The sequence below is a fragment of the Streptomyces sp. NPDC096323 genome (assembly GCF_040302845.1).
Lineage (GTDB): Bacteria > Actinomycetota > Actinomycetes > Streptomycetales > Streptomycetaceae > Streptomyces.
The window spans coordinates 226,003-240,931 of record NZ_JBEOSI010000009.1; the positions used below are offsets into that span (position 1 = coordinate 226,003).

Consider the following 14,929-nt stretch of genomic DNA (forward strand, 5'->3'; position numbering starts at 1 on the left):
CCCGCAGTGGGGCCGGCCGGTCAGCCGCCGCCGCTGAGCTCCAGGAGTGCGCCCACCGGGTCGGGGTCCGGTGCGGCCCGGGGCCACCATTCGTCCTCGCCGGGTTCGGACTCGTAGCCGTACCACCGGCCGTCGTGGCCGAAGCGGAGCTGGAGCGTGCCGCCGGGGTGGCTGAGGTGGTTGCGCCAGGGCTGGAAGCGCGGGAAGCCGGCCGCCGCGAGGGCCGGGCGGGCGCGGTCGAACGGGCCGGCCGGGGGGTCCCACGGTGTCTCCAGGACGGCGAGCCCCTCGGCTCCGCCCTGACGCCAGGCGGCGACGGCCCGGGCCAGGTCGGTGATGTTGCGTCCGGTGGCGGAGGCCAGTTCGCGGTAGAGGGCGCGGGTGGTGGCGGTGAGCCCGGCCGTGGGGCGGGCGGCTGCCAGCCGTACCGCGTCCTGCCAGGCGGTGAGCCCGGCCAGCGGGTCCGCGCCGGTGGTGAGCAGCGCGTGGGCGCGGGCGGCGGCGTCGGTGGCGAGCTGGTCGAGGGCGAGCGGGTCCCGGGCTCCGGGGAACTCCGGGTACGAGGGCGGCTGACCCGGATGCGCCTCCACCGGCAACGGGGCGGGCAGCGGGGGCAGGAAGCGGTCGGCGAGCGCCTGCTGTGCCGGTACGGAGGGGGTGGCGGGCGCTGCGGGCCGCTCCCGTGCGGAGTGCGCGGCGTTGCGGCGGCCGAGCTCCTCCACGAGTTCTCGCTCGCCCCTGCCCCGGAGCAGCAGGAGGACGAACGGGTCGGCGTCCAGGAGGCGGGCCATCTGGTAGCAGAGCGCCGCCACGTGCTTGCAGGGCCAGCCGCGGTCGGGGCAGGAACAGCCGGGGTCGAGGTCGTCCGCGACGGGGAGCAGGGCGACGCCGGCGGCGGCTGCCGTGTCGGCGAGGGAGTACGGCATCTCCTTGGCGAGCAGCGCGGCGAGATGGCCGGGACGGGCGGCGACCGCGTCGAGGAAGGTGTCCCAGTCGGGGTCGGTGAGGGTGCGCAGCCGGAGCTCCGCGCGGTAGGGGCGGGGGCGGCTGCCGTGGACGTAGGCAACGACGCGTCCGGGGGTGACGGTGATCGCGGCGACGTTCCCGCTGTCCGCGTACGCGCGTCCGCGGGCGAGCCGGGGCCCGTCCATCGACAGGTCTTCCAGGGCGGCCACCCAGGCACGGCCCCACCAGCTGTCCGCGAACGGCTCGTCGTCGCCGGACGTGCGCGCCGGCACGGCCTCGAAGGTCCGCCGGAGGTCGTCGGGGCCGGGGCGTGACCGGGCGACGGGCCGTGCGGGACGCCCTGCGGCCGACGACGGCGAGGGCGACAGCCCGGAGGCGGGGCGGGGGCGAGGGCTCATGACGGTCTCCGGAGCGAGACGAGATCGGCGAGGTCGCGGTCGCTGAGCTCGGTCAGCGCGGTCTCCCCGGAGCCGAGGACGGCGTCGGCCAGTGCCCGCTTGGCCAGCAGCATCTCGCCGATCCGGTCCTCGACGGTGCCCTCGGCGATCAGTTTGTGCACCTGGACCGGTTGGGTCTGTCCGATGCGGTAGGCGCGGTCGGTCGCCTGCTCCTCGACGGCAGGGTTCCACCAGCGGTCGTAGTGGATGACGTGGGAGGCCCGGGTGAGGTTCAGCCCGGTGCCGGCGGCCTTGAGGGAGAGCAGGAAGACGGGGACCTCGCCGGACTGGAAGCGGTCCACCATCCGTTCCCGTTCGGTCACCGGCGTACCGCCGTGCAGGAGCTGGGAGGGGATCGCGCGCGAGGTGAGGTGGGCGGAGAGCAGCCGGGCCATCGTCACGTACTGGGTGAAGACGAGCACGGAGCCGTCCTCGGCGAGGATCGTGTCGAGGAGCTCGTCGAGCAGGGCGAGCTTCCCCGAGCGGCCGGTGAGCCGGGTCGGCTCCTCCTTCAGATACTGCGCGGGGTGGTTGCAGATCTGCTTGAGCGAGGCCAGCAGCTTCATGATCAGGCCGCGGCGGGCGATGCCTTCCGAAGCCTCGATGTACGCCATGGTCTCGCGCACCGTGGCCTCGTAGAGCGTGGCCTGTTCCCGGGTGAGGAAGACGGGGTGGTCGGTCTCCGTCTTGGGCGGCAGTTCGGGGGCGATGCCGGGGTCCGACTTCTTGCGGCGCAGCAGGAACGGCCGGACCAGCCGGGAGAGGCGTTCCACGGCTTCGTCGTTGGCGATCCCGGCGGCGGTTCCGGTGTTCTCCACGATGCGGGCGTGGCGGGCCCGGAACGCCTTGAGGGGGCCGAGCAGTCCGGGGGTGGTCCAGTCGAGCAGCGCCCAGAGCTCGGAGAGGTTGTTCTCGACAGGGGTGCCGGTCAGGGCGACCCTGGCAGGTGACGGGATGGTGCGCAGTGCCTTCGCCGTGGAGGAGTGCGGGTTCTTCACGTGCTGGGCCTCGTCGGCGACGACCAGGCCCCAGCTGTGGGCGGCCAGTTCGGCGGCGCTGGAGCGCATGGTGCCGTACGTGGTGAGGACGAAGCCGCTGTCGGGGTCGGCGAGGGTGCGGCCGGTGCCGTGGAACCGCCGCACGGGGACGCCGGGCGCGAAGCGGTTGATCTCCCGGTGCCAGTTGCCCAGCAGGGAGGCGGGGCAGATCACGAGCGTGGGCGAGGGGTGGGCGCGGTGCAGATGAAGGGCGATGAGCGTGATCGTCTTGCCGAGGCCCATGTCATCGGCGAGGCAGCCGCCGAGGCCCAGTGACGTCATCCGGTCCAGCCACGCCAGGCCGCGCAGCTGGTAGTCGCGGAGGGTGGCGTCGAGGCCGGGCGGCGGTGCGACGGGGGTGTCGTCCTCGACGATGCGGGCGCGCAGTTCGGCCAGGGCGCCGACCGGCACCGCCTCGACCTGCTCACCGTCCACCTCGGCGCTGCCGGTCAGGGCGACGGCGAGTGCGTCCACCGGATCGAGGAGCCCCAGCTCCCGCTTGCGCGCCTTGCGTACGAGCGCGGGGTCGACGACGACCCACTGGTCGCGCAGCCGCACCACGGGGCGGTGCGCCTCGGCGAGCACGTCCATCTCGGCCTCGGTCAGCTTCTGGTCCCCCAGCGAGAGCTGCCAGTTGAACGCGAAGAGCTGTTCGGCGTCGAAGAACGAGGTGCCGTCGGTGGCCGAGCCGGGCGCGGGCCGCACGACCGCGGCGGCGGTGAGGGAACGGGCGAGCTCTCTGGGCCAGTGCACGCTCACACCGGCGGCCGCCAGCCGGGCGCCGCCCGCGCCCAGCAGCTCGTACAACTCGTCCTCGATGAGGGCCAGCACGTCGGGGACGGGCTGGTCCAGCAGTCGTTCCAGCGGGGCCCAGACGCGGGCGGCGCGGCGCAGTGCGAGCACGGCGTCGATCCGGGCCCGTGGGCCGAAGGGCTCACCCGCCGTGCCGTCCCACAGGGCGGCCGCGTCGATGACGTAGGTGGGGTCGGCGAGGCTGTGCACCTGGGTGATGGCGGCGCCGGCATGCCGTGCGGGGGCCGGTGCGCCTTCGTCCCGGTCCTCTGCCGGGCCGGCCGGGTCCTCCGTGTCGAAGAGCTCGTACGCGGAGAGGTCCAGGCGCAGCGACACCCGTACGCCCGCGTCGAGCCCGGCGGCCACCTCCACGGCCCACTCGCGGGCGCCGGGCAGATGGCGGCCCTCCCGGGCGGCGAAGGGTGCGCCCATGGCGAAGGCGGCCGCGGGGGTCCTGGGCAGGGTGTCGGCCACAGCGTCGAGGAAGGAGCCGATGAGCGGCCCGGGGTCGGGGACCTGGAGAGGGGTGCGGTCGGGGAGAGGGATCGCGTACCCCTCGGCCGGCATGGCCGCCGCGACCGCGCGCAGATGGGCGACGTCCTCCGCGTCGCGCGGTCCTGCCCGCCAGGCGTCATAGTCGTCGGCGGTCAGTCCGGGCAGCATCCGGCCCCGGGACACCAGGTGGAGCGCATGCAGAGTGGCCGCGCCCCAGCAGCGGGTGGCGGGGTGGGCGGAGCGCAGATGGCGGGCCCGGGCCAGCAGGGGCACCGCTTCGGCCAGGGGAAGCAGCAGGGCGGGCACGGTGTCCGGGCGGACGTCCCCTTGCACGCCGTGGCGCCGTACGACGGTGATCTCGGACGTCCGCACGCCCGAGCCGTCCGCTTCGGTGGGTCCGGCCGGGTCCGCCGGTGCCGTGGCCGCTTCTGCCGTGGTGCCGGGCCCCCGCAGGTCACCGGGATTGGGCAGCGCGTTCCCTTCCGGGTCCCAGAACGCGATCTGCCCCTCGCGCGGGAGCGCGGCAGGCAGGAAGACTGCGGCACAGCGCAGCAGGCGGCCGACGGCCGCGTCCTGCGGTGGCGGTGCGATACCCACCGGCCCTCCTCCTTCCCGCTTCCCGACCGGGGCCCGTTCGTGAGCCCGTGCGCTTGGTGTCGTCCTCGGTGTCGTCGTCGGTCTTCCGTACCTGGTCAGCGCTGTCGGCACGGAATCCTTCTGCTACGCGAGTGTAGGCGGGGGGTCTGACATCGATCCTCACGGCCACATTCCGTTGGCCGTTTCTGGTGCGGCTGACGCGGCGGACCGGCCGCCGCCGTGCCCGCAGCTCGTACGGGGTCCGGCAGCGGCCGGAGCGTGACCGGGTGGGCGCCCGGCAGGCCGTGGGGTCAGTGACTGGCGAGCGGCTTCGAGCCGGTGCGGCGGGACGTCCCGTCATCTGAGGCCGGGGTGGTCGGCGTAGCGGGGCGCAGGCGGCCGGGGCCAGATGCCGGCGAAGCCGAGGGGGTCGGCGGGGGTGGCTCGGTGGGCGGAAGCCCTTCGGTCAGTGGGGGCTGCCCGGCCGACGGAGGTGCGGGCTCCACCCGGCCGTTCGGTGCGTCCGGCATGCGTACGCCGGGCTGCACGTCCGGTGCGTCCGGTGAGCCCTCGCTCTGGGCGCTCGGCACCTCCGGCGGTGGGTTCACGGGCTGCGGCACCTGCGGGGCGGTCTGCTGCGGGGCCGGCTGCTGGGCCCGTTCCAGGAAGCGCAGGAGCTCCACCGGGAACGGCAGCACCAGGGTGGAGTTCTTCTCCGCCGCCACCGCCACCACGGTCTGCAGCAGCCTCAGCTGCAGCGCCGCGGGCTGCGCGGACATCTCCGACGCCGCCTCGGCGAGCTTCCTGGACGCCTGGAGCTCCGCGTCCGCGTTGATGACCCGGGCGCGCCGCTCACGGTCGGCCTCCGCCTGGCGGGCCATGGAGCGTTTCATCGTCTCCGGCAGCGAGACGTCCTTGATCTCGACCCGGTCGATCTGCACGCCCCACCCGACCGCGGGGCTGTCGATCATCAGCTCCAGGCCCTGGTTGAGCTTCTCCCGGTTGGAGAGCAGATCGTCCAGATCGCTCTTGCCGATGATCGAACGCAGTGACGTCTGGGCCATCTGCGAGACGGCGAACCGGTAGTCCTCCACCTCGACGACCGCGCTCGCCGCGTCGACCACCTTGAAGTAGATGACCGCGTCCACCCGCACCGTGACGTTGTCCCGGGTGATCCCGTCCTGCGCCGGCACGGGCATGGTCACGATCTGCATGTTGACCTTGCGAAGCCGCTCGACGCCGGGGAGCACCATCGTGAAGCCGGGCCCGCGCACATCGTCGCGGAGCCGGCCGAGCCTGAGCACCACGCCCCGTTCGTACTGCTTGACGATCCGGGCGGCCGCTGCCGTGTACACGGCACCCGCCGAAACCACCCCGACCGCTGCGATCAAGAACTCCTGGACCATGACGGCCCCCTGCCAGCCGGAAGAACCGGAATATCTGCCTCACGCCGTATCGGACACCATCCGTGAAGGACGCCATCCGCACATCGAGTGCTAATACCACGTTATGCCCGGTTTCGGCAGCGGGCGAACGTCCGCCCTTCCTCCTGTCCCCCGCCCGGCCTCTCCCCGGATGCCGGTCCCGCCGGGAGCGGGCAGGGTGACCAGCGTCAGCACGTCCCTCCGTGGCGTACGGAGTGGCGTGACGGAGTGCGTACGGATGAGCCGGACGAGACAGACGAGGACCCGCCCATGCCCGTGAACGACCACCGACGCCGCCGTCTCGGCATCGCCGCCGGGACCGCGCTCCTGACCCTCACCGTCGCGGGCTGTTCGGGCCTCGGCCGGACCGCCGTCGGTCCGGTCATCTACACGACCGAGCGGGACGCCGTGATCATGGTGAACAGTCCCTCGGTGAAGGGATGTCACCGGCTCGCGCCCGCGGGAGCCAAGGAAGTGTTCAACGAGACCCTGATCGACATCATCCTGTACCCCACCCGGGACTGCACCGGTCCGGGCACGACGTACGTCGCGACCACGTTCTCCGACGTCAACGCACCCAGCGCGCTGCCGTGGCGGAGCTTCACCACGGTTCACTGACCGCCGGAACCCGGAACGGGCATGTACCGGGTGCGCGGCCCCCGTGGGCGGCGCACCCGGTACATGCCCGTTGCGGCGTCGGCCTCACGCACTGCGGCGGACCCGGGCGACCAGAGCCGCCGTCGCGTCCCGGCGGTCCCGGGCGATCAGGACCATCACCACGATGAGCACCGCGGGCATGACGGCGTTCGGCGGGTCGAGCAGCGTCAGCTGGACGATCGACGCCCCCGCGAGCAGTCCGCAGAAGGCGATGGCCGCCACCCCGGCGAGGACCGGCACCAGCAGCGCGATCGCCCCGGCCGTCTCCAGCCCGCCGATGGCGTACATAGCACCGTGGCCCCAGCCCATCCGGTCGAAGGACTCGATGGCCGACTCATGGGCGATCAGCTTGGCGATGCCGCTGAAGCCCAGGAACAGGGCGAGGACGTATCGCGCCACCGTCAGCGCGACGGCGCCCCGGCCACGGTGACCGGCGGTGGCAGCGGGAGAGGCGGGGGCGGCAGACGTGGGCGCGGCCGTCGTGATCTCGGACATGGTGGTCTCCTCGGGGAAGCGGTGCGCGGTGTCGCTCACACAAGGTCAGACCGCTCACCCGCCGAGAACTCATCGCTCCGCCGCCCACGAATCCGCTCTGGCGCCCGATTACCTGGGCACGGCCCGCACCCAGACACCGTCGTCCGTCAGATAGCGGTCCACCCGCAGCCCGGCGGCCTCCAGATATCCCTCGAACCGCTCCTTCGACAGCGGCCGCGAGAGGAAGGTCTGGGTCCAGCGCGCGTCCGCGAAGTCGTACTCGGCATGCACCGAGTGCACCCCGTCGCCCACCGGCTCGGAGGAGACGATCCGCGTGGTGTACCCGGCCGGATGGACGCGCTCGCGCGGCAGTCGGGCGTGGTAGTCCTCGCCCTCGCGCTGGAGGAGCACCGCTCCGCCGTCGCGTACATATCTCCGGCAGGTCCGCAGCAGCCCGTCCCGCACCCGGTGGTCGCCCGAGTGCACCAGGAACGACGCCAGCATGACCACGTCGAAGGTCTCGTCGCCGAGGTCCAGGGACTCGATGGGGCTGCACACCGTGCGCGCACCCCGCACCTGCTCCAGCATCTGCGCCGACTCGTCCACCGCCGTGACGTCGAATCCCCGCTCGACCAGCGGATGTGTCACCCGGCCCGCCCCGCAGCCCAGTTCGAGAACGCTCGCTCCGGCGGGGACGGCCGATGCGATCACGTCAGGTTCGTCGGCGACGGCCAGGCGGGTGTACAGCTCGACCGCGCAGCCGTCCGGGGTGATCGCGCCCGGTCCCGTCCCTGAGTACCCCTCACGTACCACTCGTTCGCTCATACCGGCCGAACGAACGGTCGACGCCCCCCGTTCCCCGCCCCACCCGCTCCCGGACCGCCGGCCGGGGCTCAGCACCCCGGGTAGCGGCCCTCAGGCCACACGACCGTGTGCGCGAACTCCAGGCACAGGTCGTCGGCCACCTCGGCGATCACGGCGCGCCCCTCGGTGAGGACCAGCCACGACGGCGGGAGGCACGTGTCGCCGTGGCGGGCGCCGAGCAGATTGCCGCATACCGCGCCGGTGGAGTCGCTGTCGCCCGAGTGGTTGACCGAGAGCAGCAGCGCCTCGCCGACCTGGCCGGCCCCCGGCAGGACCAGGGCGCAGTACACGGCGATGGCCAGGGCCTCCTCGGCCACCCAGCCGGCGCCGAGCGACTCCACTTTCTCGGCGCTCGGCGCGCCCCGCGCGGCCAGGTCCACGGCCCCGCGCAGGGCGACGGTCGTCTCCTCGTGGCCGGAGTGGCGGGCCAACAGGTCCATGGCCCGCAGGACGGACCCCGACAGGGAGTCGCCCTCCAGCAGATGGGCGGTGATCGCCGCGAGCGCCCCGGCGGCGTAGGCGCCGGTGGGGTGGCCGTGGGTGATCTGCGCGCACCGGGCGGCCAGCTCGAAGGCGGCGGCCGCGTCCTGGCCGGTCAGGCCGAAGGGGGCGGAGCGCATGACCGTGCCGCAGCCCTTGGACTCCGTGTTCACGGGGCCCGGCACACCGACCGGACCCCGCGGGTCGGGGGTGTGACCGGACGTGAGCCCGGTCAGGCAGGCGTTTCCGGGGGCCCGGCGCGCGTACAGCCAGGGCTGCTGCCTGAGCCACCCGCTGCGCACCGGGTGCTGCGGGCCGCCGGCCGGCGGGGCGGGATGGTTCTGGGTGTCCAGCCAGCGCAGGTACGCGTGCTTGATGATCGCCGTCTCGGCGCCGCCGATGCCCTTGGCCATGGCCCGGGAGTGCGCCCGGATCAGCCCTTCGGCCGTGAAGAGGGTCATCTGGGTGTCGTCCGTGACGCGTCCGGTGACCCCGTCCTCGTCGGCGGTCAGTCGCCGTACGCCCTGCTCGCCGTGCGCCCGGCGGATGCCGGCGAGCGAAAGGAACTCCACCGGGTTTCCCAGGGCGTCCCCGATCGCCCCGCCCAGCAGACACCCGCGGACCCGGGACCTGCGGACCGCTTCGTCCTCCCCTGCTGTGCCGTTCATGGCCGCCCCGCCCTTTTCCCTCGGATCGCCGCACGAGCGCCGTCGCGGGTCCATGCTGGTAGGAGAGGCGATCGCCATGCGTACCGGTAACGAACCGACGACTGCCCGCAGTCCTCTGCGGATGCGGCTCTGGCTGAGTCTATGGGGCACGGCCTGGGCGGTGTTCGGCCTGGTCGCCTTCAGCCTGGCCGGCCGGCCCGGCTGGGCCGCGGCCTGCGGGGTGCTCCTTCTGCTGGTCCTGACCGACCTGGCCGTCGTCGTCCACCGCATGCGTCAGGGCCCGCACTACCAGCCGGGCCGCACCGTCCCGCCGTACGAACCCGATCACGAAAAACCGGGGCGCTACGGACGCTGAGAGCGGCAGGGGCGGTACGAGCCCTGAGCGCGGCGGTACGAGCCCCGGGCCGGCAGTGCCTCAGCCCTCCGCGTCGAAGCGGGCCGCCCTCAGGTACTCCGGGTTCGGGTCGAGCGCCGCCGCCAGCCGGAAGTGCCGTCTGGCCCGCTCCGGGTGGCCGGAGCGCTCGAAGGTGCGGGCGAGCGCGAAGTGCGCGAAGGCGTTGTCCGGTTCCCGCTCCAGGACCAGTTCGAACTCGAGCTCCGCGGGGCGCAGTTGCGCCGCGGCGAAGAACGCGCGGGCGCGCAGCAGCCGGGCCGCGGTGTTCTCCGGGTGGGAGGCGATCACCGAGTCGAGCAGCTGGACAGCCCCACGCGGATCGCGCGCGGCCAGGAGCTGCTCGGCCGCGCGGAAGTCGATGACATGGGTTTCCGGGTTCCTCTCGGGCACAGTCGCATCCTTCCCTCATCCACGGTCGGGTGAACACCGGCCCGGCTTCCGGTGTTCCGCCAGGCGTTCCGCCTGAGGTCGGTCCGGCGTGCCGCCCGGGTCAGGCGGCCGCGGCCCGCCGGGTCAGCTCCGCCCAGACCGAGCGGACCTGCGGTTCCAGCGCCGCGAGCGGTCCGTCGTTGTCGATGACCAGGTCGGCCACCGCACGCCGCTGCTCCCGGGTGGCCTGCGCGGCCATCCTGGCGCGCGCCTCCTGCTCCGTCATCCCGCGCAGCCGTACGAGCCGGTCGAGCTGGGTCTCCGGCGCCGCGTCGACCACGACGACCAGGTCGTAGAGCGGGGCGAGGCCGTTCTCGGTGAGGAGGGGCACGTCGTGGACGACCACGGAATCGGGGCCCGCGGCACGTTCCAGCTCGGCGGAGCGGGCGCCCACCAGCGGGTGGACGATCGCGTTGAGGGCGGCGAGGCGCTCGCTGTCGGCGAAGACGACCGAGCCGAGCTTCGGCCGGTCCAGCGTCCCCTCGGCGGTGAGGATGTCGCTGCCGAACTCCTCGACGACCGCGTCGAGCCCGGGGGTGCCGGGCTCGACGACCTCGCGCGCGATCCGGTCGGCGTCGATCAGGACGGCTCCGTATCCGGCGAGCATCCGGGACACTTCGCTCTTGCCGGCGCCGATACCACCGGTCAGGCCCACTTTCAGCATGGGCGGCAGCCTAGTGCGGGTCCCCCCGGGGTCAGCCGTCGCCCTCGCGCTCGGCCAGGAACCGCTCGAATTCGAGACCGATCTCGTCGGCGGACGGCAGGTCCACCGGCTCGGCGACCAGATTGCCGCGCGTCTCGGAACCGGCGACCGCGTCGTACTGGTGCTCCAGACCCTCGACCAGCGAGACGAGCTCCTCGTCGCCCTGGCCGATCTGCCGTTCGATCTCCGTCTGGGTGCGGTGCGCCTCGGTGCGCAGGGAGTGGGCGACCGTCGGCAGAACGAGTCCGGTCGCGGCCGTGATCGACTCCAGCGCGGTGAGCGCGGCGTCGGGGTAGGCGGAGCGGGCGACGTAATGCGGGACGTGTGCGGCGACGCCGAGGACGTCGTGTCCGGCCTCCATCAGCCGGTACTCGACAAGGGCCGCGGCCGAGCCCGGAACCTGCGCCTCGTCGAACGGGCTGCGGTGGCCTGGCATGAGGTCGGTGCGGTTGCCGTGCGGTGTGACGCCGACCGGGCGGGTGTGCGGGACGCCCATCGGGATGCCGTGGGCGGTGACGGCGAGACGGACGCCGAGCCGCTCGACGATCTGCTCGACGGCGGCGGCGAACCGCTCCCACTCCACGTCGGGCTCGGGGCCGGACAGCAGAAGGAAGGGGGCCCCGGTCGCGTCCTGGACCACCCGGACGTCCAGTGTCGGAGTCTCGTACGCCGACCAGCGGTCCCGCTTGAACGTCAGCAGCGGGCGCCGTGCGCGGTAGTCGACGAGGCGGTCGTGGTCAAAACGGGCCACGACCTGGTGGGGCAGTGATTCGAGCAGCCCGTCGACGATCTGCTCACCGGTCTCACCCGCGTCGATGTATCCCTCGAAGTGGTAGAGCATGACCAGGCCGGCCGACTCCTGGGCGAGCGCCATGTCGACGACAGCCAGGCCCTTCGGCTCCCATTCGTACAAACTCTGCGGATCAGGCACGGTTACCGCTCCTCCTTGTGTTCCTGAAGAAGAACGTCCCGGGGGGGCACGGGCATTCCCCTCCCGTGCCCCTTCACATGCTGTTTACCCAAGTACCCGCGTATGCAGTGCCGTGACCGCCTTCCGTGCGGAGGTGAACGCTCCGTGCTGCCAGGCATCGGCGTAGCTCAGGTAGTCGCCGGCGAAGTAGACGTGCCCGGCTGCCTGGTTGAGCGGTGCGAAGACCGGGGCGTCGGGGCCGCCGGACAGGGAGTGCCAGGCGGCCTCCAGGTATGGGGTCTGGCGCCAGTGGTGGGAGAACGACGTGGCCAGTTCCGTACGGTACTTCTCGCCGTGGATCTTCACGCCCTGTGCGACGGCCCGCGCCTCGCGTTCGCGTGGGGTGAGGGCGGCGTACGCGTCCGCGTTGGCGCCGGTGTTGTAGTACCCGATGAGGGTGCCGCGTCGGCCCTGGTGCCCGTAGGACGGGTACCAGATGTGGGCCAGGTCCATGTCCGTCTCTGTGATGCCTCCGTAGATCCGGTGGTCGCTCTCCCACCAGCGGCTCCGGTACTCCAGCCCGATCTTGCCGGCCGAGGACGGCTTGCAGGCCTCCAGCGCGGTCTGGACGGCCGGGCCCAGGTTGTGGGCGGTCTTGGCGAGGACGTTGGGCGGCAGGGCCGCGACGCAGTAGTCCGCCTCGATGCTGTGGGTGCGCCCGGACCGGGTGTAGGTGACGGTGACGCCGTGGGCCGTGTCGGTGATCTCGGTGACGGCCGCGCCGGTGCGGATCCTGCGCTCCCCTATCGCCCGGGTGAGCGCGGCGGGTATCCGGTCCATGCCGCCGACCGGCTGGAACATCAGCATCGCCTGGTCGTACTCGAACTCGAAGGCGAAGTAGCGCCCGACGCCGCTGGCGAAGACCTCGGACGCGGAGGGGACGGACCCCATCTCCTCCCCTGGGGTACCGGCGGCCGCGGGATCGACGCGGTATCCGCGCCGGGGGCTTCCCGTGTAGTCGAGAGTGTCGCCGATGTCGCCGAAGTCCTTGAGGAAGTCCAGGAGCCGCTCCTGGTCGTCGGCGGTGATCTGCCGGTCGAGCGCTCCCTTGTCGGTGGCCTTGGAGAGGAGTTCGGCAACATAGCCGTACACGTCGGCCTTTGCGGTGCGATAGCGCACCGGGGCCTTCATGCCCGCCTTCTCGTTGTAGATATAGGCGTTGGCGTTGACGTTGGTGAACACCTCGATGGGAACGCCGAGTTCGCGGCAGTAGTCGAGAGTGACCATCCACTGCGGAATCCTGCCGGGGCCGGCGTTCATGTACTGCCCGTCGGAGAACCGGGCGGTCTGGGTGACGCCGTGGATGTCGGTGGTGGAGTCCCCGCCGCGTACGGTGAAGTTACGGCCGCCCGTACGGCCGCGGGCCTCCAGGACCGTACAGTCGTAGCCCGCCTTGCCGAGCTCGTAGGCGGTGGCGAGGCCGGCGATGCCGCCTCCCACGACGACCACCTTGGCGGCGGCTCTGCCCGTCAGGTTGAAGTCGCCACCGCTGGGGGCGCGGAAGGCGGGTTCGCGGCCTGCGGCCTGGGCCGTGGGGGCGAGGCCGAGCGCTCCCATGGTGGCGAACATCGCGCCCGCCCCGCCGGAGAGACCGACGTTGCGAAGGAAGGTACGGCGGCTGGCGCCCGGTGTCGCGGGCGAGTGGTGCGAAGCATGCGTCATGTCCCGGCTCCCCTTCGATCTTGAGTTGCCGGGATCCTGACAAGAGTGTGTTACCGGTCGTCAGCCATTCGTGTATCCCACACGTTTCCCTGTGTTCACCTGGTCCGGAATCCCACGGGCCGGGGCCCGCCCGCACACACGCATGAGGCCCGCCCCCCGAAGGGAGCGGGCCTCACCGTCATCTGATCAACTACTCAGCCGATGACCGGCCGGGAGGTCGGAGCGTCAGCTCTGGCCGCCCGCCAGCTTCTCGCGCAGGGCAGCCAGGGCCTCGTCCGACGCCAGGGCGCCGGAGTTGTCCGCGGACTCCGAGGAGTACGAGCCGCCGCCACCGCTGCCGCCCGAGGCAGCCGGAGCGCTGCCGGCCGGGGCAGCAGCGCCCTCGGCAGCAGCGGCCTCGTCGGCCTCGCGGGACTTGATGACCTGGGCCTGGTGCTGCTCGAAGCGCTGCTGCGCCTCGGCGTACTGGGTCTCCCAGACCTCGCGCTGAGCCTCGAAGCCCTCGAGCCAGTCGTTGGTCTCGGGGTCGAAGCCCTCGGGGTAGATGTAGTTGCCCTGGTCGTCGTACGACGCGGCCATGCCGTACAGCGTCGGGTCGAACTCGACCGAGGCCGGGTCGCCACCGAAGGACTCGTTGGCCTGCTTCAGCGAGAGGCTGATGCGACGACGCTCGAGGTCGATGTCGATGACCTTGACGAAGATCTCGTCGTTGACCTGGACGACCTGCTCCGGGATCTCCACGTGGCGCTCGGCCAGCTCGGAGATGTGGACCAGGCCCTCGATGCCCTCGTCGACGCGCACGAACGCACCGAACGGAACGAGCTTGGTGACCTTACCGGGAACAACCTGCCCGATCTGGTGCGTACGGGCGAACTGCTGCCACGGGTCTTCCTGCGTCGCCTTGAGCGACAGGGACACGCGCTCGCGGTCCATGTCCACGTCGAGAACCTCGACGGTGACTTCCTGGCCGACCTCGACAACCTCGGAGGGGTGGTCGATGTGCTTCCAGGACAGCTCGGAGACGTGCACGAGACCGTCGACGCCACCCAGGTCCACGAAGGCACCGAAGTTGACGATCGAGGAGACGACGCCGGAGCGGACCTGACCCTTCTGGAGGGTCGTGAGGAACGTCTGGCGGACCTCGGACTGGGTCTGCTCGAGCCAGGCACGGCGGGACAGGACCACGTTGTTGCGGTTCTTGTCCAGCTCGATGATCTTGGCCTCGAGCTCCTTGCCCACGTAAGGCTGGAGGTCGCGGACGCGGCGCATCTCGACGAGCGACGCCGGCAGGAAGCCACGGAGGCCGATGTCGAGGATGAGACCACCCTTGACGACCTCGATGACGGTACCGGTGACGATGCCGTCTTCTTCCTTGATCTTCTCGATGGTGCCCCAGGCACGCTCGTACTGAGCGCGCTTCTTCGAGAGGATCAGGCGGCCTTCCTTGTCCTCCTTCTGGAGAACCAGGGCCTCGATCTCGTCGCCGACCTTGACGACCTCGTTCGGGTCGACGTCGTGCTTGATCGAGAGCTCGCGGCTCGGGATGACGCCTTCGGTCTTGTAACCGATGTCGAGGAGAACCTCGTCCCGGTCAACCTTGACGATGACACCGTCAACGATGTCGCCGTCGTTGAAGTACTTGATCGTCTCGTCGATCGCCGCGAGGAACGCGTCCGCGTCGCCGATGTCGTTGACCGCAACCTGCGGAGTGGTGGCGGTGGTCTCGGTGCTGCTCGTCATGTGGGAAAGGGCTCCGGTACGGACAGTGAGTCGAAGTTACTGCTACGCCGAGAGCCCGTATCGCCTCTGCAGAAGCCGGACAGCCTGGGAAGCGCCGATCCCGTGATCCGGGAGGCGCCTCTCGTGAACCGAGGGACATACCTGCAGATGCGAGCGCGGCC

At 71.8% G+C, this 14,929-nt stretch carries 13 protein-coding genes; 2 read left to right on the forward strand and 11 right to left on the reverse strand.

What is annotated here, in order from left to right:
* Nucleotides 1-20: 20 nt before the first annotated feature.
* The 3 genes from ABTX18_RS25395 to ABTX18_RS25405 all read right to left on the reverse strand — a co-directional run bounded on the left by ABTX18_RS25395 (nucleotide 21) and on the right by ABTX18_RS25405 (nucleotide 5,709).
* Nucleotides 21-1,364 carry an SWIM zinc finger family protein gene (locus ABTX18_RS25395; protein ID WP_352125046.1) on the reverse strand — a complete coding sequence of 448 codons (1,344 nt, stop codon included), beginning with the start codon at nucleotides 1,362-1,364 and terminating at the stop codon, nucleotides 21-23.
* Entirely contained in the window at nucleotides 1,361-4,324 is a 2,964-nt protein-coding gene (locus ABTX18_RS25400) for an SCO1167/SCO6262 family helicase (RefSeq protein ID WP_352125047.1), read from the reverse strand. The genes ABTX18_RS25395 and ABTX18_RS25400 overlap by 4 nt, the downstream gene beginning before the upstream one ends.
* 290 nt (nucleotides 4,325-4,614) lie before the next feature.
* On the reverse strand, nucleotides 4,615-5,709 hold the full coding sequence (locus tag ABTX18_RS25405; RefSeq protein ID WP_352125048.1) for a slipin family protein: 1,095 nt from the start codon (nucleotides 5,707-5,709) through the stop codon (nucleotides 4,615-4,617).
* 288 nt (nucleotides 5,710-5,997) lie between these two features.
* Here ABTX18_RS25405 and ABTX18_RS25410 point away from each other — a divergent pair, with 288 nt between their 5' ends.
* Nucleotides 5,998-6,345, forward strand: coding sequence for a hypothetical protein (locus ABTX18_RS25410; protein ID WP_352125049.1), 348 nt, complete (start codon nucleotides 5,998-6,000; stop codon nucleotides 6,343-6,345).
* Nucleotides 6,346-6,429: 84 nt separating this feature from the next.
* Here the strand turns inward: ABTX18_RS25410 and ABTX18_RS25415 are convergent, their stop codons facing one another.
* The 3 genes from ABTX18_RS25415 to ABTX18_RS25425 form a co-directional block, all read right to left on the reverse strand.
* Nucleotides 6,430-6,879: a DoxX family protein gene (locus tag ABTX18_RS25415; protein ID WP_352125050.1), complete on the reverse strand. Its 450-nt coding sequence runs from the start codon at nucleotides 6,877-6,879 to the stop codon at nucleotides 6,430-6,432.
* 108 nt (nucleotides 6,880-6,987) lie between these two features.
* Complete coding sequence (locus ABTX18_RS25420) at nucleotides 6,988-7,683, reverse strand: class I SAM-dependent methyltransferase (protein WP_352125051.1); 696 nt, start codon at nucleotides 7,681-7,683, stop codon at nucleotides 6,988-6,990.
* A 68-nt stretch (nucleotides 7,684-7,751) separates the two neighbouring features.
* Nucleotides 7,752-8,870: an ADP-ribosylglycohydrolase family protein gene (locus tag ABTX18_RS25425; protein ID WP_352125052.1), complete on the reverse strand. Its 1,119-nt coding sequence runs from the start codon at nucleotides 8,868-8,870 to the stop codon at nucleotides 7,752-7,754.
* Nucleotides 8,871-8,922: 52 nt separating this feature from the next.
* On the opposite strand from ABTX18_RS25425, the gene ABTX18_RS25430 reads away from it, so the two are divergent.
* On the forward strand, nucleotides 8,923-9,225 hold the full coding sequence (locus ABTX18_RS25430) for a DUF6343 family protein (RefSeq protein ID WP_352125200.1): 303 nt from the start codon (nucleotides 8,923-8,925) through the stop codon (nucleotides 9,223-9,225).
* Between the two features lie 60 nt (nucleotides 9,226-9,285).
* On the opposite strand, the gene ABTX18_RS25435 is transcribed toward ABTX18_RS25430, so the two are convergent.
* The 5 genes from ABTX18_RS25435 to rpsA all read right to left on the reverse strand — a co-directional run bounded on the left by ABTX18_RS25435 (nucleotide 9,286) and on the right by rpsA (nucleotide 14,768).
* Nucleotides 9,286-9,654 carry a tetratricopeptide repeat protein gene (locus ABTX18_RS25435; protein ID WP_352125053.1) on the reverse strand — a complete coding sequence of 123 codons (369 nt, stop codon included), beginning with the start codon at nucleotides 9,652-9,654 and terminating at the stop codon, nucleotides 9,286-9,288.
* A gap of 100 nt (nucleotides 9,655-9,754) precedes the next feature.
* The gene (coaE, locus tag ABTX18_RS25440; protein ID WP_352125054.1) at nucleotides 9,755-10,357 is read right to left on the reverse strand and encodes a dephospho-CoA kinase; all 603 of its coding nucleotides are present in this window, start codon (nucleotides 10,355-10,357) and stop codon (nucleotides 9,755-9,757) included.
* Between the two features lie 31 nt (nucleotides 10,358-10,388).
* Entirely contained in the window at nucleotides 10,389-11,327 is a 939-nt protein-coding gene (locus ABTX18_RS25445; protein WP_352125055.1) for a PAC2 family protein, read from the reverse strand.
* Nucleotides 11,328-11,411: 84 nt separating this feature from the next.
* Nucleotides 11,412-12,935: a flavin monoamine oxidase family protein gene (locus ABTX18_RS25450; protein WP_352125201.1), complete on the reverse strand. Its 1,524-nt coding sequence runs from the start codon at nucleotides 12,933-12,935 to the stop codon at nucleotides 11,412-11,414.
* Nucleotides 12,936-13,253: 318 nt separating this feature from the next.
* Nucleotides 13,254-14,768 (reverse strand): 30S ribosomal protein S1, encoded by a 1,515-nt coding sequence (gene rpsA / locus ABTX18_RS25455; protein WP_136330605.1) that lies wholly within the window; start codon nucleotides 14,766-14,768, stop codon nucleotides 13,254-13,256.
* Between the last annotated feature and the right edge of the window lie 161 nt (nucleotides 14,769-14,929).